Consider the following 19,690-nt stretch of genomic DNA (forward strand, 5'->3'; position numbering starts at 1 on the left):
TGGTTGGGCTATTGGCTGCCAACCCTGGTGCGCCATCGGTCAGAGCTCGCGGAATCGCGGGTGACCGACCGGTTTTCGGTGGGGCTGCGCATCGTCGCGATGAGTGGCTCCGACAGGAGAGGAGGAGCGATGGTTACTGACGGCAAGCCGCGGGGGACCGGCCAGGGCGTGCCGCGCGTCGCTCGTCCGACCTCGAAGGGGCACCCGCTCCAGATCATGGTCCGTGGCCGACCGCTGACCGCGGAGCGCCTCCGCCGGGTCGAGCGGCGTGCGCGGCGAGTTGCGCGTGCGCGGCGTCGCCTTATCGTCTCGGCGCTCCTGCTGGTGTGCAGCATCGGTGGCTGGGCACTCGTCGGATTCGACCGGCTGCACTGGGGCATGGCCGTCGCGCCGTCGGCCATGCTGCTGTTCGTGCTCTTCCTGGGCCGTCGTGCGGCCCGGGCAGCACGACGCGCGGACGCCCGGTGGCAGGCCACCGTGCGGGCCGCACGGCAGCGTGCGACGCAGGCGCGCGCCCTTGCCAACGGTGGCCCGTACGCGCCGCGCAACCGCGCGCAGGTCACCGGCCTGGCCACGCACGGCTCGAGCACGGAGACGCAGGCGATCCCACGGGTCGCCCGCAAGGACGTGCTCGACGAGATCCTGGACGGCCCGACGAAGCCGAAGGTCATCGAGGTCCCTGTCGAGGAAGAGCCCAAGGCGGCGCCCAAGACCGAGCTGGCGACGGAGGACGAGAAGCCGGCCGAGCGGGCCGCGGTACCGAGTGGGCGCGCCTGGGACCCCGTCCCGGTTCCGCTGCCCACCTACGTGACCAAGCCTGCGGCGCCGCAGCGTCAGCCCGCGGCGCTCCCACCTTCGTCGACCGCACCCAAGGGTCCGACGGCGACCACCGGTTCGGCGTCGCAGCCGAGCGGCACCGGCCGTCAGCTCTCTGCCGGCCCGGCCTCCGCGCCGCCGTCGGTGCCCGTGTCCGGCGCGGCGCCGGCCGGGACGGACCCGGTTGGCGAGGACGAGCTGCTGCGCGGCGAGCCGCCGCGGACGAAGTCCGAGACGCTGGGCAAGCCGCTGGAAGAGATCCTGGCGCGACGTCGAGCGGCTGGGTGACATGGCTAGTGAGGTAGCGCGGGTCGCGTGTTCGTGACCCGCGCGACACCCGGCCAAGTTGCGGATCACCGGCGGTGAAGTGCTAGTCTTCTGCAGTCCGAGGGGCTATGGCGCAGTTGGTAGCGCGCTTCGTTCGCAATGAAGAGGTCGGGGGTTCGAATCCCCCTAGCTCCACCCGGTGAAGGCCGCTGAACCGCTCGAAAGAGCAGGTCAGCGGCCTTCGACGTTCCTCGCAGGGCACCTAGAGAAGGAATGGTGCAACGAGGATGACACGGTTCGTGACACGGTTTGAGCGCCCACGGGTGCCGCTCAGTGCCCATGGTCCGAGGTGGCTCAAGGTGGCCGCTGGACTCATGAGGGGTATGAGCGCAGAGCCCGAGGAACGACTGGACCGCACCCCGATGTGGACTCTCGACGAGCTCTGCGCGTTCCTGCGTACGACCCCTGCCACGGTCCACACGTGGCGCAAGCACGGCCGGGCTCCGAAGGCGTACAAGATCGGCCGACACCTGCTGTTCGCGGAGGCTGATGTCCGGGCTTGGCTGAAGGCGTGCGCCGACGCTGCCAAGGCCGTCGAGGACGCGGACGGCACCACCGATGGCTCGGGTGCGGGCACCGGGTCGGGGTGGTGAGCCATGGGCAAGCAGAAGCTGCAGCCGGGCGAGCACGGCGAGATCTTCCTCCAGGAGAACGGTCCGAACGCGTGGCGTGGACGCACTCGGTTGTGCCTGTGGGACGGCACCGAGACGTGGGTATCCCGCAACGCGTCGACGGACGATGCGGCTCGATTGAAGGTCCAGAAGGGGGTCGTGGAGCGGCTGAGCGCGGCCCGCGGCTCGGACGACCTGAAGCCCAACTCGAAGGTCGGGCTGGCGTGCCGGCAGTGGGTCGCGGAGATGCGGGTGCGTTCGGAGTGGCCGCGCCCGCCGATCCGTCCACAGACTGTGGACGAGTACGAGCGGCTGTTGGGAAACCACGTGGTGCCAACCCTGGGCAAGCGCCGGCTGAACGAGCTCACGCCTGCCCTGTGCCAGGCGTTCGTGGACGGGATCGTGAAGTTGGGCAAGTCCAAAGAGCGGCAGGCCAAGGGGCAGGAGATGGTGACCACCACGCTGCAGGTGCGTTCCGCGCTCTGCATGGTGCTCGATCGCGCGGTGGTGCATGACGCCATCCGGGATAACCCGATGCGCAAGACGATCGTGCCAGCGCGGAAGAAGCCGGATCCCAAGGCGATGACGGTGATGGACGTGTACCGCCTCCGGGTCGCGGTCCGGGCGTGGGAGAAGGACCGCGTGGGCAAGCCCGGGCCGAAGCCGACGGGTCAACTGTCCGCGGCTGTCGATGTGATGCTCGGGACCGGGATGCGTATCGGTGAGGTGATGGCGCTGCGCTGGGGCGAGGTGAACCTGTCCCCGGACGGACTGCCGACGATTGCCGTGGAAGCGACCCTGACGGACGTGAAGGGGCAGGGTACGGTGCGTCAGCCCAAGCCGAAGACCGATGCGGGGGAGCGGGTCCTCATCATCCCGCCGTTCGTCGTTGAGTCGATGGAGCAGATCCGCCCTGCGGTGACGAGCGCTGAGATGCCTGTGTTTCCCTCGCGTCGGTTCAAGGACGAACGAGCGGTGCCGAAGGAGCAGACGACCGCCAATCTCCGTCGCACCCTCCGGTCCGCGCTGGCCCTGGCGAAGATGACGGGCGAGGTGCATCCCCACTTGCTGCGGTCCACAGCGGCGACCTATGTCGCGCGGCGGATGCGCGCGGCGGACGCGGCGGCACTGCTGGGGCACAAGATCGAGGCCGGGGTGACCGGGAAGTACTACATCGAGCGTCTGCGGCTGGCGCCGGACACGTCGGCTGTGCTGCAGGAGATGGTCGACATCGGCAAGGAAGAAGCCGCGAAGGTGCCGCGAGCCGAGGTTGCTGCCAAGCCTGCGACGAGGCGCCTGGAGAGCCCAGTGGCTACCAGAGCGGGGGCTGTTCTTCGTTGACGGCGTGGTTCTGTGCTCCAGCTGGCTTCTGGCGCCGGAGCGCAGGGTGGCGTTTGTGGCGGGCAGCGTGGACCCCGGTGCAAAGGTGGTCGAGCCGCTCGGTCATGCGGTGCAGGTGTGCGAGGTCGCTGCTGTTCGCAGCTGCGCCGAGAGCGTCGACGTCAGCGTGGTCGATCCACTCGCTGACCGCGGCGACTAGCGCGGCGAGGGGGCGTACCGTGCCCGACGCGGTTGCCTTGCCGGCGTCACCAGACGTGGGTGTCATGGAGGATGGCGTCCGTGGCCGGGCAAGGGCCGCCTGCGCGATGGCGGCCAGCTCGGCGGCATCGTCCTGTCCGTCGCCATCCAGGGGCTCGGCGTTGGCGGCGTGGTGTTCGGTGATCGCGGCGCGGACCTGCTTCCACTCATTCTCGGGGGAGGTGCCATTGGTCGTGATGTCGTTCCAGGCGCTCTCCGCCATGGCGCGGATGTGCTCGGGCATGGTGAGGTCGTCGCGGGTGTCCTTGATCCGGCCAGTGTGTTCGAGACGGGTGTAGGACTTGGTGCCGGTCACCATCTGAGCGGCCTTGGAGCGCGCGTCACCATGCCGGCCCGGAACGGACTCTTCTTGTTGATGCGGTCCCGCCGATTCGGCGGGGCCGTTGTTGCCCCTTTTGCCCCCACCCTTCGCGTTGCCGTCCTTCCAGCCTGCGTTGGCTGCGTTCTTGTCGGCCTTGAAGCGGGTGGCTTGCTGCCGGAGTGCGGCTTGTTCGGTCTCGGCAGTCTTGTACTCGCGGTACAGCTCTTCGGCGGTCTCCAGCGGCAAGGGTTCGCGGATGGTGTTCTCGTCGTGTTCGGCGATCAGATCGCGCAGCCCTTCCGTGGCACGGCGCACGAACACCGGCACGGCCTTCCAGCCGAGCAGCTTGACCGCTTCCAAACGTCGCCACCCGCACAGCAGTAGGCCGTCCGGGGTGACAGTCAGGGGACACAGCAGCCCGACACGACGGATCGAGTCACACAGTGCCTGGAGGTCGCCGACCTCGCGCCGGTGCCGGTACCCGACGGTGATGGAGCCGACGGCACGGTCCAGTCGCAGTCCGTCGCTGTCGTCATGCGGCATGTCCTGCCTCCCGGGCTTCGAGGTGGTGGGGCGGGGCCAGGTCGTGCGCGTCCTGCTCAATCACCAGGCGTGCGGTGTGCCCAGCCAGGACGCGGTGCAGGAGGCCGTGCCGCGCCGGGGTGCCCAGGACCGCAGAGACGAGGCGGGTCCAGGCTGCCCGGTCGATGTCGAGTTCGACTGCGGGGTGGCGGTCCTTGCGCAAGCGGTCGCGCGCGGCGGGTACACCGGCCGCTGTGGTCAGGGTCGTGGTGATGTGCTCCAAACCGGCCAGGGCGACGTCCTGAGGCCATCCGACCGCGACCAGGACCGCGATCGTCGCCCGGGTCGCGGCCCGGACCCTGACGATGGTGGCGGCTGTGGTCGGGTCTAGATCGGTGGCTGCTGTCGCACCTGTGTTCGTGGTGGCGAGGGCGAGTTCGAGCCAGGGGGCAGTCTCACCTGCTGGTGTCGCAGTCGGTGTAGACGGGTCGCCGATACGTAGGGCAGGTGGCAGGTCGGTGTGAGTCATCAGGTGGCGCGCGCGGCTCGGAGAGCACAGGAGCTGATCGGCCCGGGCCTCGGCCCCCAGCGTGCGCTTTACCGCTACGGTCACGACCGCCCACGGGTTGTCCGCGTGCCGTACCGCGTCGTTGCGGAGAACTTGGAACGCCGCGACAGCGGCATCGTGCTCCGTCAGACGGTATTTGCGAGCCAGTGCCCCGTACCGGTCGGCGCAGTAGGCGAGCAACTCGGCGGCCTCCAGATCCGTCGACCACGCGTCACCACCTGTCCCGGCGAGCCGGTTCAGTAGGGAGCGGAGTCCATCTGGGGTAGCGAACTCCGGCGCAGCATCTGTGTAGGCGGAGCCACCGTTCCGGCCGGCGGGCGAAGGCGCCGTGGCGGCGTCGGGGCGCGAAGAAGTACCGGCGGGCTGCTGGTCGGGGTGGCGGTCCGGCCCTGCCGTCCGAACCGCGCCCGTGCTCTGATCGCTCATCATCAGTCCCCAGCCACGGCACGCATCGGCACACCACGGCGTGTGCAATAGGTTACGCGGAAAGCAGGTAATGTGCAAGATCGACACATGGATCACTGGAGTGTTGTGATCGCGCGCATTGGGGATAACCTGATGCGCATGGGACAGCCCACCGAGCCCGAACACCCCGATCTCGCCATCAGACCCGGCCAGCCTGGTGGTGTGCGTCTGCCGGATGATGGCCAGGCGTGGTCGAGGTCCTGGACTGCGGGCATCGGTGAGCGGTTACGTTCTGTCCGTCGGGCGGCTGGGTTGACGACGCAGCAGGTCGCCGACCGGACCGCCGCGCTGGGTTATCCGATGGCGCGGGCGAGCATCGCGAACCTGGAGACCAGGCCGCGGGCGAAGATCTACCTGCAAGACGTCACCGTGCTGGCCGCTGCGCTCGGCGTCTCTCCGGTCGAGATCCTGTATCCGCTGGAGGTCAGCACCGTCCCGACCGCCACATCCACACCCGTGGGGGTGGTCCGGCGCGGCGTGCTGAAGAACACCAGCGCCGAGGTCCTGCCCGGCCATACCGAGCGAGCTCCCTCTGCCGTCGCGTGGTTCACCGGCGGGTATGGCAGAGTCCTTGAAGCACGCCTGGCTGCCATCACCGCCTACGGCAGATTTGAAGCCCGTGGCAAACTCCTGGCGATGCTTCGCGAAGAAGAGAAGGCCGGAGCCCTGGAAGCGCGTGCCCAGACGGTCGGCGCCCCCGCGCCCGCTGTGTTCATGAGGGTCCTGCGGATGGAGGTCTACGACCTCGCATGCTGGGCCCTCGACGCAATCACCGCCTACCAGCTGCTCGCGGCCAAGGTCGGCGACACCAGGCCCGCAGTGAGCGACGAGGAACGCGCGATAGCTGAGCATGTCGCCACCACGCCCCCTCCCGGGTACATCGAGGACCCGTTCGAACGACCCGACGTGCACGGAGTCCTGACCATCGGCGCCCCCGAACCCGGAGCCACACCCTTCTATCTTCAGAACGACCACGAAGACCGGTGGACCCCACCCGACCTGACCCGGCCAGCCACCGCATTCGAGATCGAGACCAACCTGCAGGCACCCACACGGCGAACCAAGCCCCAACCAGCGCAGCCCGAGCCCTGGCCGTCCCCAGCGGGCCCGTCCCGTCGGCGCGACAGCGGAGGCATGGACGCACCGGGACTGTAAGAGCGCTACGGCGAAACTCACGCCTCGCGGTGCGCCAAGACGACGTGTGCGAGGCATTCACGGCCACGACGGGGAATCGACGACCTGATCGCTCCAGGCGCCGGCTCTTGCTCAACACGTCATCGGGCGCCGGTCGAGAAGATGCCCCACCAGGGCGCCGATGGTGCGCGTGTAGTCCCGGTCGGCGGCGAGTTGCCGGCCCTCGAGGCCCATCAGCGCGATGGTCTGGGGATCAGCGTTGAGTGCGCGCTGGATCGCATCGGCGAGGGCAATCGGGGATCTTGGCGCGGCGGTGTAGCCCGTGACGCCGTCGATGACGGTGTCGGTGAGGCCTCCGACGGTGGTGGCGACAACGGCTCCGGCTCCGGCGATGAATGCCTCCAGTGGGATGCGCCCGAACGGTTCGACGCGGGACGGCACGATGACCGCAGCTAGTGCGGGGTGGCCGAGCAGCCCGGGTATGCCGCGGTTGAAGCGCGTCCAGAGTGTGACCGCCAGGTCGGAGCAGCGGCGCCGGAGGTGTAGTTGATAGGAACTCGGTCCGTCATCGTCGGTGACGGCGGCGAGCACGAGGTGCGGGACCTGGACGCCACTGGAGCGCAGATGGTCGAGCGCGTCGAGGAGATCGTCGAATCCCTTGTAGGGTGCGGCGCGGCCGAACGCGAGTAGGAATCCGTTCTCGGCTTCGGGCGGGATCGGCGGTGCAGCGGAGAGCGGGACGACGGCCCCGGTGAGCCCGTTGGGTACATCGAGGATTCGGTCCTCTGGGACTGCTTGGTCCTCCAGGAGCTCGCGCATGTGGGTGCTGATGGCTCCGATTGTCGCGCCGGCGCGCAGCCAGCCGACCAGGCCACGACTCTCCCAATCCGTGTGCTCAACGTCGGCGTGGTGCAGAGCGCTCGATCGTGGCAGGTAGACGATGTTCCACAAGGGGTCATCGGACAGGTGAGGGCCGAGGCCGACGAACGGCCGGTCGATCGCGACGAGTGCTCCGCTGCCGTAGTCGCGTTTCAGGTCCTTGATCACGCGCGCTGAGTCCTTGGCCAGGTGCTGAAACGCAGCCAGGCCGCCGAACCGGGACTGCCCGCCGGTCCCGTTGCTCAGCGGTATGACCTCGTGCGGGACCCGGTCGAGGATTGCGAGGCTCCGCTGGTGAGCGGTGTGGTCGTGCTCAGGGCTGGTCGGGTCGAGGTGGACGGGCGCGACAACCAGGTCGGTCCCGTCGGGCAGGTGCTCGGCGACGGCTGCCAAGAGCGCCTGATTAGACAGGCCTGCGCCGGTGGCGGCGCTGTAGAAGCCGTCGTGGAGCGCGACGACGAGCGCGCGCCTCACGGTGTGGCCTCGCAGATGGCGTGCCCGACGGCGCCACGGTCGGCCTCGGCGTCGATCCGCATCACGGGCACCGTGGCGAGGGCATCAGCCAGGGTGCGCAGCGCGGGTCGGACGGCAGCGGCAGGGTCGCGGTAGAACGCGCGAAGCCGGTCGAGCGGCTCCGCGCGGGCCCACGGGTGCGTGAGGTCGAGGTGTTCGCGACGGCGGGTCAGGCTCGTCTCGACGGTGCAGTCCAAGATGATCCAGCGCTCCGGCAGGGTGAGCCGCCTGGCAACGAGCTGGGAGTATGCCCACCCGGCGCGGTCGGGCAAGCCGCCGACGGACGCGGCCCAGCCGAGAGCGGTGAGCCAGTTCCGGTCCATGACCACGCCGCTCGCACGGGCCAGTCGGCGGGCCTGGGAATCCTTGCGGAGCCAGTTCGCCAGGTGTGGGTGCTCGTCGTGGTGATGGGGGTGCGCGGCCAAGGTGAGTGACCGCGCGTGGTCGTCGGTGTACTCGCCGAGCACGGTGTGTCCACGGTCGGCGACAACGGTCATCGCTGTGGTCTTCCCGGCGCCTGGCATGCCTTCGACCGCGACAACGCCCGCGCAGCCTACGACAGACCCCTTCAGCGTCTGCTCATCAGAAGAGGACGTCATGCTCGGTCTCTCTGGACGGCTTTGGGGGCGGCGCCACGGGTGAGGTCCGTGCGGTGAACGATGTGTCGTGGTCGGCTCGGGTCAGCGCCCAGCCCTGCAGCAGGCCGGTATCGAGCAGCACGACACCGTGCGGCACTGTCAGGTACAGGTCGCGCCCGACCTGGCAGATGAGTTCGCCGCTGATCGTCGCGCCCACGTGCAGGGGGTCGAGCTGACGCTCTGGGGCGACGCCGTCGCCAGTCAGCCCATATGCCCGCGTGTGGTCCACCGGCTCGGCGCTGGTCCGCCTCTGACCGGGCGGCCAGTCCAGACCAGCGGCCTGTTCAGCGACGGCAGTCAGCTCCTCTGCGCGGGACGACGCCGTTCCGGGCGCCAGACGGGCGGCACGCTTGCGGGCGGTGTGGACCTGCTGCGGCAGGCCGAGCGCAGCGGTCAGCAGGGACTCGCACCGCCGAGCGGACATCAGGGAGCCGGCCGAGAGGAACAGCGAGGACAGCGCACCCTGTTCCAGCAGTCGGACCTGTCCGCGTTCCGTGGCGGTGATCCCGGCCTTGACCAGGCTTCCATGATGGGCGAGGTAGACGCTGAACTCCCGTGAGTCGTCCAGTCTCGTGTCGGTCGCGATGGACCGGGAACGGGCTATCGCGGCGCACGATTCGCACTGACCGGACTTCGCTTCCGGTGCGATCGGTGCTTGGCCGACGCAGGGGATGCGGCGCCCGTCCCACCAGAGCCCGACGCATCGGCGGTCCAGGCCGACCGTCAGCACCAGCCGTGCCCCGACGTCCAGGGCACTGGAGCGCACCTCACCGGTGGGGGAGAGCCACTCCAGGATCGCGGCCGGGGTGTCGGTCTGGGTCCAGACGAGCCCGGTAGGCCGCCAGGCGGGTGCGGGCGTGTCGGTCATGGGGTGTCTCCCAGCGGTCGTAGAGGCTCTGCAGGGTGTCGGTCCCGGCGAGCAGGGCGACGTCGGCCAGGGCTTCGGCGGGGGTGTCAGGCATGTGCAGGTGGTTCCGCATCCTGTCAGTGGCCAGCTCGTTGCGCACCGCGCGTTTCACGTCGAGCCCGGTGACGACGGCGTCATCCCCGCCCACCAGAACGAGGACCTGGCTCGGTCCGGAGGTGAGGTAGGCGGAGGTCGCGGCGACGAAGTCCGTGCCGTAGGCGTCGGGGTAGAGCCGGTCGCAGTCGGTAGTGGTCAAGGTTCGTTCAGCCCGATGCACGATCCGGAATCGCCGTCTCAGGTGCGTCCAGATCTCGGCCTCGGGGGCGCCCGGCTTGAGGAGCGCGACGGTGAGCCGTTGCGGCAACGCCCACGTCCTACGCAGTACAGGTGACGGGCTGCGCATCGCGGACGCCCACGCCATAAAGCAACCGCATCGCCACTCCAGACCTGGATGCTCAGGGACCGCTCGCACGACTTCGGTCATCACCGGTCCCGAGCACACCGGGCACGCTGACCTGCCGTCGAGCATCGGGCGCACGAGACCGCCGGAGCGGATCGCGATCCACCACGCATCCCACGCAGACTCCACGGCGACCGTAGGTGCTACCGCGCCATGCAGCCATGTCTCCAGCCCCAGTCCGAGGGTGGCGCTGAGGCGTAGCGGGTCCACATTCATCGGAGCACTATCTCGACGGTGGCGGCGCACTCAGCGGACTCCGTGACCATGGTTTCGAGCCGTTCCACGCTCGGGCACGAGACGGCAAGCTGCACCGCGAGCTGGTCGGCGAGGTACCCGGCGAGCGCCTCGGTGCTCGTGCTCGCGATCGGCAGGAGCGCGACCCAACGACGCGGCAAGGTGAAGAAGGCGCCGCCGCCCGTGACATGGACCAGCTCGTCGTCTTCGGCCACCAGCACGCCAGGGGTACTGGTCGCGAGCAGGGTGCGGCGCTTGAGTGGGGTCAGGGTCGCACGCAGGGCGCTCTTGAGGATGGCGAAGTCGGCGATCATCCCGGCGTCGTCTGGTTCACCCCAGACCGTGAGCGTGACCTGGTAGGTGTGCCCGTGCAGGGGCTCGAAGGTGCCGTCGTGCAGGCCGGTGTGGGCGGCGTTGAAGTCCCAGCCGGGGCCGCCTACGCGTGCTCGGGCCAGGTGGCGGGTCGCCGTGGTGATGGTCATGCCGGGCCTGTCGCGAGCGACATGAACTCGGCGCGAGCGGCGACGTCGTCCAGGAGCAGGCCGCTCAGCGCAGACGTCTTGGTGCTGGATCCGGCCGCTCCGACTCCGCGCAGGGTCATGCAGGTGTGCTCGGCAGAGATCAGCACGCCGACTCCGGCGGCGTCCAGCTGTCCGGACATCCAGTCCGCGACCTGCCGGGTCAGGCGCTCCTGGACCTGGAGCCTGCGCGCGTAGTGGTGCACGACGCGGGCGACCTTGCTCAGCCCGAGGATCCGGTAGCGCGGTACGTACCCGACGTGAGCGACACCGACGAAGGGCAGCACGTGGTGCTCGCACACCGACACGAATCTGATGTCTCGTACCAGGACGAGCTGGCCGGGCTCTGCGGTGACCTCGAAGTCCGTCGGGGTGAACTGCGGTGGTGTGGTCATCTCGCGCAGGGCACGGACCATCCGGCCCGGCGTAGCGATCAGGCCGGGGTCGGACACATCCAGACCGAGCGCCGTGAGCATCAGCCCGGCGTGTGCTTCGGCCGTAGAAATATCGGCGACGTCGTCGTGTGCGGCGTCGGTCTCACTGGCTGCAGTGTCGGGGTTCTGGGCAAGGATGCTCATCTGACGCTCCGATCGAAAGTGGAATCGTGGGAGATAGAGGCAGGAGACGTCGCGAGCAAAGAACGCAGCACGGAAACGACGCCGTTGTCTGCGATGGTCCCGGTGACCTCGTCGGCGACTGCCCTCAGCTCGGCAGGGGAATGCCCCATCGCGACGCCCCGGGCAGCCCAGGTCAGCATCGCGATGTCGTTGATGCCGTCGCCCACCGCGACCGTGTGAGTGCTCGGTATACCCAGGGTCTGCCGGACCGCATCCAACGCCGTTGCCTTCGACAGGTCAGGTGGTGTCACGTCCACCCACGTCGGACCGCCAGCGGTCGCCGTGACTCCCAGTGCACGCAGAGAGTCCAGCAGATCGAGCACTCCGGCCCCGCGCAGAAATACTCGAGGAGTCGGCGTGCTCCACAGCTCCTCGAACGACACCAGGCGCTGTCGGCCGTTGATCACTTCGTCCGGGACCGGTGTGCTGGTGCGGTATCCCCATCCCGTCTCCTCGACCGCGATCTGCGTCTCCGGTAGCTGGGCGGCGACGAGGCGGGCGACGGGTTCGGGATCGAACGTCGTTGCTTCCTGGATGGTGTGCCCGCCTGGGGCCAGTGGGTTCAGACGGGCGGTGACGGCGCCGTTGGAGGCGATCGCCCATCCGTGGGCCAGGCCCAGGCTGCGCGCGACGGGGAGTACACCGGCCAGGGACCGCCCTGAGGCGAGCACCACGTGATGGCCGGCCAGTCTCAACGCCTTGACGGCGATCCGCGTCTCGCGCGGGACCTCCCAGCCGGCCCCGAGCAGCGTGCCGTCGATGTCCAGAGCCATCATCACGCTCGACGCCAAGGGTGCCCTGAGTCGGTATGGCGGCGCGTTGCTTGCCAATGCGGCGGTGGTAGGCAGGCTGGTCGTTGCCATGGGTTACTCCGAGAAATTGGGGGAGGTAAGAGCGGAAGCTGCTGGCGCGATGGACCCGGTTCGCTTTGCGGCGCGGGCGTGCGTCTCCGTTCGACCAGGGCGCAACCGCGGTCGGGCCGAGGCCGGTGGCTGCTCACCGATCACGACGCAGAGCGCGCCATGATCAGCCAGATCTTGAGTCAGCCGATGGCGAGCATCGGCAAGATGGGCGTCGGCCGGGAGGAGTACCTGTGAGGCGTGCCGCAGTTGAGCGGCCTCGACGATCTGACTGATCGTGAACCCGTCTCCTGTGTCGTGCAGGACCTCCGCCAGCGCCAGGCCTTCGGCCTCGACGTATCGGGTGACCTCTGCAAGTTGTTGCGTCACCAAGGAGTCGTCGGCACCGCAGACGTATCCGATCGCGACTGGTCTTGGTGCGTTCATGCCTCTTCGCCGATCGGGCGTCGCAGGGCCGAACGGACCTGGATCTCCAGGCCGTGGCGGGTCCCGGTCCAGAGCGTGTGTGCGGGGACGAGCATGCGGTGATCGAGCGGAAGGTCGCAGCCCAGAGCACGGGCGATCCGCTCACCGTCGTCCAGGTCCGCGGGCTGGATGCAGATCCGGTCCTTGGTCACGGTGACCAAGTCGATTCGGTCGGGACCGACGGAGCGGATAGCTGTGAAGGCGTCCTCCAGCGCACGCGTCAGACCGTCGAGATGTGTCCGCTCGTTGACCAGCGTCGAGCCATTGGGCTCGATCTTCTCCAGGTCCAGATCGTGGTTTCGCAGTCCCATCACGTCCCCCTCGTGCAGCTCCGTTGGTGCTCTGCCTGGCCGGCGGGCCGTTACTGGGGCACGGCCCGCCGACGAGACACGACGCTACGAGCGAGGGAACCAGGAGGGCTGCTACACACGTAGCAGTTCCGAGCCTGTCGGTTACTGGGTGAGCCGCCTATGGTGTTGGACATGACAAAGGACGCGGACCTGTTGCGTGGCGTGGGAGCGGCAATTGCCGCGCACCGTCGTGCGGCCGGCGTGACGCAGCTTTCGCTCGCCGAGCGCATCGGCAAGTCCGTCCAGTGGGTCTCGGCCGTGGAACAGGGCCGGCGGCATGCCGAGCGGCTCACCGACCTGGTCCGGATCGCATCGGTCATCGGCTGCACCGTCGACGACCTGATCGGTAGGCCGCTGGACTCGCTGACTCCTGGCACTGGTCCGTCGCAGGCCGAGACCGTGACCGCGCTGCGCGAGGTCATCATGCGTTCGGCCGGACCGATGCCGGTGACTGATCCGGCCCCCGACCTGGCTGACGTGGCGGGGCGTGTGGATGACGCCTGGACGATGTGGCACGAGTCACCGTCGGCGCACCGCGGCGTCGGCGCGATTCTCCCCGCGCTCGTCGCTGACGCTCATGCTACCCACGCCATGTCGTCCGACCGGGCGCGCAGCGCCCGCACCTTGGCGGGCGCCTACCAGATCACCCGGCAGTGGCTGCACCACGTCCCGTCCGGAGACCTGGCCTGGGTCGTGTCCGACCGGGCTGCGCATATCGCCCGCGAAGCCGACGACCCCTACCTCATCGCGCTGTCCGCCTGGGCGCTGTCAGGCCCGTACCGGCGCGCCGGGCACCAGGACGAAGCCACCCGGCTCTGCCTGGTCGCGGCCGACGAGGTGCACACCCGCATCGACCCGGCCAACCCGCGCAAGGACCTCCTTGGTGCCTACGGGATGCTGCACCTGGCCGCAGCAGTCAGCGCTGCACAGTCCGATCAGGACGGCCGCGCCTGGGCACTGCACCGCGTCGCGCAGGACGCAGCCAACACCCTCGGGCCCGGCTACTACGACCCGTGGACGAAGTTCGGCGCCGGGAACGTCGACATCCACGCTGTGGCGATCAACGCCGAGCTCGGGCGCCCGGACGACGTGGTCGAGCTGTCCGCCCGCCTCAACCTGAACAACATCCCGAGCGTCGAACGGAGATCAGCCGCACTGATCTCCACGGCCCGTGGCTTCGTGCGGCGCGGTGAGGACGAGTCCGCAGCACTGGTCCTGCTGGACGCAGAACAGGTCTCCACCGACGAAGTTCACGACTCCACGATCGTCCGCGAGATGCTGCGCGAGCTGATCATCCGCGACCGCGCCCGCGCCCGCCCGCACGTGCAAGGCCTCGCCCGCCGCGGCGGCCTGCTCGCGGCCTGACCGAAGCAGCCCGTTCGGCCAGCAGCTCCCGGACCGCACCTGGAGCGTGCTCAGCGATCTTGCTCGCGCGTAGTGGTCCGTCGTCAGCTGCTATGACCGCTGCGCGCCCATGCACGAACGCGGCCATGGCGCCCACCTCCAGCGCGGAAAGGCCCGCCGAGGTCAGCGCCCCGGCGATGCCGGCCAGAACATCGCCCGAGCCGGCAGTGGCCAGCCAAGCCGGGCCTTCGTCCTGGCTGAACGCTCGACCGTCCGGTCCAACGACGATGGTGGTCGAACCCTTCAGCAATACCGTCACCTCGGCCGCCTCCGCGACGCGCAGAGCGTGTTCGTAAGGCCGATGGAGGATGTCTGCCGTCGTCGCCTCGTGCCCGAGCGCGGCCAACGACCGGGCCAACTCGCCCACGTGCGGGGTCAGCAAGACGCGGTCTCCGGGTGTGGGTCGGTCGCCCGCCGCACGACGGCGAACGCAGGCCTCGATCGCACCGGCGTCGACCACGCAGGGCAGGCCCGTCGCTAGCGCCTCGTCGATCGCTCGTTCCTGGTCCGGGTCATCAAGCACACCCGACCCCAACACGTAGGTGTCGACCTTTCCCGGGAACCTCTCGGCCTCGGGCACGTGCTCCAGGATCAGGTCGCCGACGTGGCGCGGACCCGTGTACCGAACGATGCCAACACCCGTGCCGAACGCACCCAGGCACGCCAGGACCGCCGCTCCGGGATACCGCTCCGATCCGGCCACGATGCCGAGCAGACCACGCGAATACTTGTGATCGCCGGGGCCAGGAACCGGCCACCTCTGGGCGACGCCCGAAGGGGACAGCCGCTGCACCTGGCCTTCCGCGTCGAGGCGCGGCGTGATCCCGACATCGACGAACACCAGGCGCCCCGCGACCTCCGCGGCCGGCGGCAGCAGCAGACACCGCTTGTAAGCCCCGAAGGTAACCGTGACGTCTGCCCGCACGTGAACGCCGTCGATCGCGCCCGAATCCGGATCTACACCGCTGGGCAGGTCCACAGCGACCACCAAGGCACTATCCGGAATCGCCTCGACAAGATCGCTCGCCGGAGCGCGCAGGTCGCCAACCATTGCGTCGCCGACGATCCCGTCGACCACCATGTCGGCGCGCGCGATCAGGTCGAGCGCCTGCTTGAGTCCAGCCGTGTCCGTCGCGTCGAGAGCCGGCACGTTCAGGTGGCGGGTGCCGATCGCATCTACGTGACCGCCCGTCGCAATCGCATGCACTGCAACACCACGCTCACGGAGGTGCTTACCCGCGACCATCGCGTCCGCACCGTTCTTGCCTGTGCCGACCAGCAGCACGACGGTGCGTCCGTGGGCTGACCCGAACGCGTCGCGCAGTTCCGTCAGACACGCCTGCGCCAACCCGAACGCAGCCTTCCGGATCAACTCGTCGTCGCTGCGCGCCACTCCCAGCGCGCCCGTTACGGCCGTCTGTACCTGCACGCTGCTGTAGGCATCGATCACGTTGCCGGAGGTCACGGCGACACCGTGTCACACCAGAAGAGTCGCGTGCTACCCGACCACGTGCACCGCCTGCACCGACTTCACCGACCCGGACCAAGTCGCGGCCAACCTGCGTCACCTCGCGCACATCCGGGACCGGTATCGCGACATCGTCTTCGGCTGATTCAAGCCTCGCCGATGGGCACAGCGAGCATGTGGTGCTGACTCCGCGACGGTGATCCCGGGAGGCCGGGCGCGGCGGCGATAGGCGGGGACCCACCCCGCGTCTCATGCCATCCCCGTTTCTTGACTCGCCCCGAGCCAACCGACCATTCCACTCCCAGCCCACCCCAGCTGGCTCCGCCCCGACCTTCCTACGCCTCCCATACCTCCCCGCACCCCATACCCCCCAAATCGCCTCCACCCCGCCTGCACTAGCAACCTCCCCACCGCGCACCACACCTCTGGCACCAATGGCGGATCGAGTCGCTTGGTGGCGATTGCCGACGGCTTGTCGGGGCGCGTTTCGATAACCGCTGCGGGGCTGGAACGTGCCGCACACCTGACTGGTGTGACGGTCTCGATCAGCGTGGTCGCGGCAGGAGACGGAGTCGGCTACCTGCTGCGCTCGGTCGTGCGCGGAGACTGCGACCTCGCCGATCCGTCGGCCGTGCTCCGCTACTACACCGAGGCCGGCACACCCCCGGGCCAGTGGCTCGGCAAGGGCATCGCCGAGTTCGGCGAAGGGAGCCTGAAGCCCGGTGACACAGTGACTGAGGAACACCTCAAACGCCTGGTCGGCGTCGGCCTGGACCCGGTCACGGAGCAGCCGCTCGGGCTGACGTTCCCGGAGGCGGCCGGGTCCAGTGCCCGGAAGGTTGTGGCGGGGTTCGATCTGACGTTCTCGGCGCCGAAGTCGGTCTCGGTCCTGTGGGGCCTTGCCGACCACCAGAACCAGGCCATGATCCTGGCCGCGCATCACGCCGCGATGGCGGAAGTGGTGGAGTTCTTCGAGCGCGAGATCGCCGCCACCCGAATCGGCCACGCAGGTACCGCCCAGGTCGACGTCGCCGGGGTAGCCGCTGTCGCGTACGACCACTGGGACTCGCGAGCGCACGACCCGCAGCTACACACCCACCTCGTCATCTCCAACAAGGTCCGCACACTGATCGACGGTCAGTGGCGCACTCTGGATTCTCGGGCGATGTACAAGGCGCAGGTGGCGCTCTCGGAGCACTACAACGCCGTCCTGATGGACCGCCTCACGGGCACCTTCGGGATCGGCTGGGACCAGCGCGATCGAGGCGAGCGGCGTACGAAGGCGTGGGAGATCACCGGCGTCCCGGAGAACCTCATCAAGGAGTTCTCCTCCCGGTCGCGGGACGTCGACGTCCGCACCGATCAACTGGTCGCCCGGTACGAGGCCCGCCACGGGCGGCGCCCGTCGCCCGAGACGATCAACAAGCTGCGGTCGCAGGCGACGTTGGAGACGCGGCCGGAGAAGCAGATCCGGTCCCTGGTCGACCTGGCCGCCGAATGGCACCACCGCGCCGAGCCTCACCTCGGTGGTACCACGGCGTGGGCGCACGACGTGATCACCTCCGGCCTGGGCCACGCCTTCCGCGCCGACGACGTCTCGGCAGATCTCGTCGACAAGTTGGGCACCCGGGTCGTCGATGTCGTCTCTCAGCAGCGCGCCACGTGGATGTACTGGAACCTGTGGGCTGAGGCCACCCGCCAGACCATGGGCGTCCGCCTCACGTCCCATGAGGATCGCGAACAGCTCGTATCCCGGGTCGTGGCCGCGGCCCAGGCAAGGTCCCTGCCGCTGACGCCGCCGGAGCTCGCGCCCACCCCGGAGATGCTGCTACGCGCTGACGGGTCGAGCGCGCTGAGGCCGCGGCATCACGTCCTGTATTCCAACACCCGGATCATGGCCGCCGAGACCCGGCTCCTGACCCGCGCCCAGGACACCACCGGCCCCGTGTGCAGTCGGAGTGGGCTGCGGGTGGCGGCCCGGGCCCGGTACCGGGGGCACTACCTCACCGCGGAGCAAGCTGCGGCGTTGGTGTCGATCGCGACCTCAGGGCGTGTGGTGGAGGTGCTGGTCGGCCCGGCCGGCACCGGGAAGACCACCGCGATGTCTGCCCTGCTGACCGCGTGGTACTACGAGCACGGCGAGAGGTCGGTGATCGGGCTGGCGCCGTCGGCCGCCGCCGCGAAAGTCCTGGCCGACGACCTGGGTATCCCGTGCGACACCACCACCCGGTGGCTCACGTCCCACCAGCACGGGTACGCCGAGCTCGCGCGGGGGCAGCTGGTGATCGTGGACGAAGCGTCCCTGGCGAGCACCATGGATCTGGACCGCATCACCACCGCCGCCGAACACGCGGGCGCGAAGGTACTGCTGGTGGGCGATCCGGCGCAGCTGCAGTCCGTAGACGCCGGTGGGGCGTTCGGCATGCTCGTCGAAGCCCGCAACACGGCCGCCACCGAGAACACGACGCACGCGGGCGGGTGCGCGCCGACCCTGACCGGAGTGCACCGGTTCCGCAACGACTGGGAGAAGACCGCCTCCCTCGCGCTGCGCGACGGCGACCCGGCTGTGATCGGCACGTACGACGAGCACGACCGCATCACAGAGGGCACCACCGCGGACATGATCGACACCGCGTACTCCGCCTGGCAGCGGTCCATCGAGGCAGGGGAGTCCAGCGTGCTTGTCGCCGAGGCGAGCACCGTGGTGCGTGACCTGAACCAGCGCGCTCGCGCCGACCGCATCCTCGCCGGGTTCACCAGCGCTGGACGCGACGTACCCCTGGCCGACGGAGACCGCGCCTCTGCCGGGGACCTGGTCATCACCCGTCGCAACGACCGCACCCTGACCACTGCGACCGACGACCTCGATGGCGGGTTCGTCCGCAACGGCGACCGCTGGCAGATCACCTACATCCATCCGGACGGTGCGGTCGAAGCACATCGCGATGGCAACGGGCCTGACGCCAGCGTGCGCCTGCCCGCAGACTATGTCGCCGAATACCTCGACCTCGGATACGCGGTCACCGCCCACCGTGCCCAGGGCCTGACCGTGGACTCCTCCCACGTCCTGGTCACTCGCACCACGACCCGGGAGAACCTCTATGTCGCGATGACCCGAGGGCGCGACACCAACATGGCGTACGTCGCGCTGGACGAGCCCACCATCGACCACAACCCCCGGCCCGATGACGAGACCACCGCCCATGGCATCCTGTTCGGGGTGCTCCAGCACTCCGGTGCCGAACTGTCTGCCCAGCAGACCCGGGTCGCCGAGCACGACAAGTGGACCGGCATCGCACAGCTCGCCGCGGAGTACGACACCATCGCAAGCCTCGCCCAGCGTGACCGCTGGGCCGACCTGACCCTGCGGACATTCGTCACAGACGGCAGTCTCATGCCCGCCGAGGCGCGTACCGCGATCGAAGGCGATTCGTTCTGGTCCTTGTGTGCCGAGCTCCGCCGCACTGAAGCGGCCGGACACGACGCCCACGCCACACTCGCTCGTGCCGTCAGGCAACGCCACCTCCTGGACGCCGACGATCCTTGCGCCGTCGTCCTGGCCCGGCTCGCCCGCGACACTCCACGACGCGTAGGACGATCGCGCCGTCCCGCGCAGCTGATCGCCGGCCTGATTCCGCCTGCCCTCGGACCCATGTCCGACGACGCGCGCGAGGCCCTCGAGGAACGAGCCCGACTCATCCGTGAACGCGCTACCGCGCTGGCCAGGTCCGCAATCCGGACTCGGGCAGCCTGGGTCGAGCGGATCGGTCGTGAGCCACTCGATGGGCCTGGCCGAGAAGCCTGGTCCAGGGCTGTCGGGGCGGTTGCGGCCTACCGGGACAGGTACGACGTCACCGGGCCAGTACCACTCGGATCGCCGGGCGGTGACCTCCGTCAAGGCCGAGACCGCGATGCCGCCCGAACAGCCATGCAACGCGTGAATCGTCCAGAGGTTCGGGGCCGTTCGCAGTCGGGAATGCGTCCCGTCCCTGGCCTGTAGGTTCGTTGATGTCGTCCACTTGCTGTGCGCTAGG

At 69.1% G+C, this 19,690-nt stretch carries 18 protein-coding genes and 1 tRNA gene; 8 read left to right on the top strand and 11 right to left on the bottom strand.

Annotation, left to right across the window (positions count from 1 at the left end):
* Nucleotides 1–129: 129 nt before the first annotated feature.
* The 4 genes from AB0F40_RS20000 to AB0F40_RS20015 all read left to right on the top strand — a co-directional run bounded on the left by AB0F40_RS20000 (nucleotide 130) and on the right by AB0F40_RS20015 (nucleotide 3,095).
* On the top strand, nucleotides 130–1,104 hold the full coding sequence (locus tag AB0F40_RS20000) for a hypothetical protein (protein WP_357471484.1): 975 nt from the start codon (nucleotides 130–132) through the stop codon (nucleotides 1,102–1,104).
* Nucleotides 1,105–1,205: 101 nt separating this feature from the next.
* Nucleotides 1,206–1,278 (top strand) — tRNA-Ala (locus AB0F40_RS20005).
* A 188-nt stretch (nucleotides 1,279–1,466) separates the two neighbouring features.
* Nucleotides 1,467–1,736 carry a helix-turn-helix domain-containing protein gene (locus tag AB0F40_RS20010; RefSeq protein ID WP_357471487.1) on the top strand — a complete coding sequence of 90 codons (270 nt, stop codon included), beginning with the start codon at nucleotides 1,467–1,469 and terminating at the stop codon, nucleotides 1,734–1,736.
* A 3-nt stretch (nucleotides 1,737–1,739) separates the two neighbouring features.
* The gene (locus tag AB0F40_RS20015; protein WP_357471490.1) at nucleotides 1,740–3,095 is read left to right on the top strand and encodes a site-specific integrase; all 1,356 of its coding nucleotides are present in this window, start codon (nucleotides 1,740–1,742) and stop codon (nucleotides 3,093–3,095) included.
* On the opposite strand, the gene AB0F40_RS20020 is transcribed toward AB0F40_RS20015, so the two are convergent.
* A complete protein-coding gene (locus tag AB0F40_RS20020; protein WP_357471493.1) occupies nucleotides 3,067–4,197 on the bottom strand; it encodes a ParB N-terminal domain-containing protein in 1,131 nt (376 codons plus the stop codon). The genes AB0F40_RS20015 and AB0F40_RS20020 overlap by 29 nt on opposite strands.
* Entirely contained in the window at nucleotides 4,187–5,266 is a 1,080-nt protein-coding gene (locus tag AB0F40_RS20025) for a hypothetical protein (RefSeq protein ID WP_357471495.1), read from the bottom strand. Before AB0F40_RS20025 ends, AB0F40_RS20020 begins: the two co-directional genes overlap by 11 nt.
* On the opposite strand from AB0F40_RS20025, the gene AB0F40_RS20030 reads away from it, so the two are divergent.
* The gene (locus tag AB0F40_RS20030; protein ID WP_357471498.1) at nucleotides 5,258–6,364 is read left to right on the top strand and encodes a helix-turn-helix transcriptional regulator; all 1,107 of its coding nucleotides are present in this window, start codon (nucleotides 5,258–5,260) and stop codon (nucleotides 6,362–6,364) included. The two genes, AB0F40_RS20025 and AB0F40_RS20030, sit on opposite strands and share 9 nt — an antisense overlap.
* Nucleotides 6,365–6,475: 111 nt before the next feature.
* On the opposite strand, the gene AB0F40_RS20035 is transcribed toward AB0F40_RS20030, so the two are convergent.
* The 7 genes from AB0F40_RS20035 to AB0F40_RS20065 all read right to left on the bottom strand — a co-directional run bounded on the left by AB0F40_RS20035 (nucleotide 6,476) and on the right by AB0F40_RS20065 (nucleotide 11,882).
* Entirely contained in the window at nucleotides 6,476–7,696 is a 1,221-nt protein-coding gene (locus tag AB0F40_RS20035; protein ID WP_357471501.1) for a glycosyltransferase family 4 protein, read from the bottom strand.
* Nucleotides 7,693–8,334 carry an AAA family ATPase gene (locus AB0F40_RS20040; RefSeq protein ID WP_357471504.1) on the bottom strand — a complete coding sequence of 214 codons (642 nt, stop codon included), beginning with the start codon at nucleotides 8,332–8,334 and terminating at the stop codon, nucleotides 7,693–7,695. Before AB0F40_RS20040 ends, AB0F40_RS20035 begins: the two co-directional genes overlap by 4 nt.
* Nucleotides 8,318–9,241: a DUF2797 domain-containing protein gene (locus AB0F40_RS20045; RefSeq protein ID WP_357471507.1), complete on the bottom strand. Its 924-nt coding sequence runs from the start codon at nucleotides 9,239–9,241 to the stop codon at nucleotides 8,318–8,320. Before AB0F40_RS20045 ends, AB0F40_RS20040 begins: the two co-directional genes overlap by 17 nt.
* A complete protein-coding gene (locus tag AB0F40_RS20050) occupies nucleotides 9,141–9,536 on the bottom strand; it encodes a hypothetical protein (RefSeq protein WP_357471510.1) in 396 nt (131 codons plus the stop codon). Before AB0F40_RS20050 ends, AB0F40_RS20045 begins: the two co-directional genes overlap by 101 nt.
* 416 nt (nucleotides 9,537–9,952) lie before the next feature.
* A complete protein-coding gene (locus tag AB0F40_RS20055) occupies nucleotides 9,953–10,456 on the bottom strand; it encodes a 6-carboxytetrahydropterin synthase (RefSeq protein WP_357471513.1) in 504 nt (167 codons plus the stop codon).
* Nucleotides 10,453–11,070: a GTP cyclohydrolase I gene (folE, locus tag AB0F40_RS20060; protein WP_357471516.1), complete on the bottom strand. Its 618-nt coding sequence runs from the start codon at nucleotides 11,068–11,070 to the stop codon at nucleotides 10,453–10,455. Before folE ends, AB0F40_RS20055 begins: the two co-directional genes overlap by 4 nt.
* Entirely contained in the window at nucleotides 11,067–11,882 is an 816-nt protein-coding gene (locus AB0F40_RS20065; protein ID WP_357471519.1) for an HAD hydrolase family protein, read from the bottom strand. Before AB0F40_RS20065 ends, folE begins: the two co-directional genes overlap by 4 nt.
* 168 nt (nucleotides 11,883–12,050) lie before the next feature.
* On the opposite strand from AB0F40_RS20065, the gene AB0F40_RS20070 reads away from it, so the two are divergent.
* The gene (locus AB0F40_RS20070) at nucleotides 12,051–12,206 is read left to right on the top strand and encodes a hypothetical protein (protein WP_357471522.1); all 156 of its coding nucleotides are present in this window, start codon (nucleotides 12,051–12,053) and stop codon (nucleotides 12,204–12,206) included.
* Nucleotides 12,207–12,391: 185 nt separating this feature from the next.
* Here AB0F40_RS20070 and AB0F40_RS20075 read toward each other — a convergent pair whose 3' ends face one another.
* Nucleotides 12,392–12,745: a hypothetical protein gene (locus AB0F40_RS20075; RefSeq protein WP_357471525.1), complete on the bottom strand. Its 354-nt coding sequence runs from the start codon at nucleotides 12,743–12,745 to the stop codon at nucleotides 12,392–12,394.
* Between the two features lie 171 nt (nucleotides 12,746–12,916).
* On the opposite strand from AB0F40_RS20075, the gene AB0F40_RS20080 reads away from it, so the two are divergent.
* The gene (locus tag AB0F40_RS20080) at nucleotides 12,917–14,149 is read left to right on the top strand and encodes a helix-turn-helix transcriptional regulator (protein WP_357471528.1); all 1,233 of its coding nucleotides are present in this window, start codon (nucleotides 12,917–12,919) and stop codon (nucleotides 14,147–14,149) included.
* On the opposite strand, the gene AB0F40_RS20085 is transcribed toward AB0F40_RS20080, so the two are convergent.
* Nucleotides 14,076–15,653 carry an NAD(P)H-hydrate epimerase gene (locus tag AB0F40_RS20085; protein WP_357471531.1) on the bottom strand — a complete coding sequence of 526 codons (1,578 nt, stop codon included), beginning with the start codon at nucleotides 15,651–15,653 and terminating at the stop codon, nucleotides 14,076–14,078. The two genes, AB0F40_RS20080 and AB0F40_RS20085, sit on opposite strands and share 74 nt — an antisense overlap.
* Before the next feature lie 535 nt (nucleotides 15,654–16,188).
* Between AB0F40_RS20085 and mobF the strand changes: the two genes are divergently transcribed.
* The gene (gene mobF, locus AB0F40_RS20090) at nucleotides 16,189–19,656 is read left to right on the top strand and encodes a MobF family relaxase (protein ID WP_357471533.1); all 3,468 of its coding nucleotides are present in this window, start codon (nucleotides 16,189–16,191) and stop codon (nucleotides 19,654–19,656) included.
* The last annotated feature ends 34 nt before the right edge of the window (nucleotides 19,657–19,690 follow it).

The organism is Promicromonospora sp. NPDC023987 (assembly GCF_040639055.1).
GTDB lineage: Bacteria > Actinomycetota > Actinomycetes > Actinomycetales > Cellulomonadaceae > Promicromonospora.

Coding starts and splice junctions, on each gene's coding strand:
- AB0F40_RS20045 (WP_357471507.1), bottom strand. CDS start 9,241: ATGACCGACACGCCCGCACCCGCCTGGCGGCCTACCGGGCTCGTCTGG.
- AB0F40_RS20065 (WP_357471519.1), bottom strand. CDS start 11,882: ATGGCTCTGGACATCGACGGCACGCTGCTCGGGGCCGGCTGGGAGGTC.
- AB0F40_RS20055 (WP_357471513.1), bottom strand. CDS start 10,456: ATGACCATCACCACGGCGACCCGCCACCTGGCCCGAGCACGCGTAGGC.
- AB0F40_RS20080 (WP_357471528.1), top strand. CDS start 12,917: ATGACAAAGGACGCGGACCTGTTGCGTGGCGTGGGAGCGGCAATTGCC.
- AB0F40_RS20010 (WP_357471487.1), top strand. CDS start 1,467: ATGAGCGCAGAGCCCGAGGAACGACTGGACCGCACCCCGATGTGGACT.
- AB0F40_RS20040 (WP_357471504.1), bottom strand. CDS start 8,334: ATGACGTCCTCTTCTGATGAGCAGACGCTGAAGGGGTCTGTCGTAGGC.
- folE (WP_357471516.1), bottom strand. CDS start 11,070: ATGAGCATCCTTGCCCAGAACCCCGACACTGCAGCCAGTGAGACCGAC.
- AB0F40_RS20030 (WP_357471498.1), top strand. CDS start 5,258: ATGGATCACTGGAGTGTTGTGATCGCGCGCATTGGGGATAACCTGATG.
- AB0F40_RS20020 (WP_357471493.1), bottom strand. CDS start 4,197: ATGCCGCATGACGACAGCGACGGACTGCGACTGGACCGTGCCGTCGGC.
- AB0F40_RS20015 (WP_357471490.1), top strand. CDS start 1,740: ATGGGCAAGCAGAAGCTGCAGCCGGGCGAGCACGGCGAGATCTTCCTC.
- AB0F40_RS20000 (WP_357471484.1), top strand. CDS start 130: ATGGTTACTGACGGCAAGCCGCGGGGGACCGGCCAGGGCGTGCCGCGC.
- AB0F40_RS20075 (WP_357471525.1), bottom strand. CDS start 12,745: ATGGGACTGCGAAACCACGATCTGGACCTGGAGAAGATCGAGCCCAAT.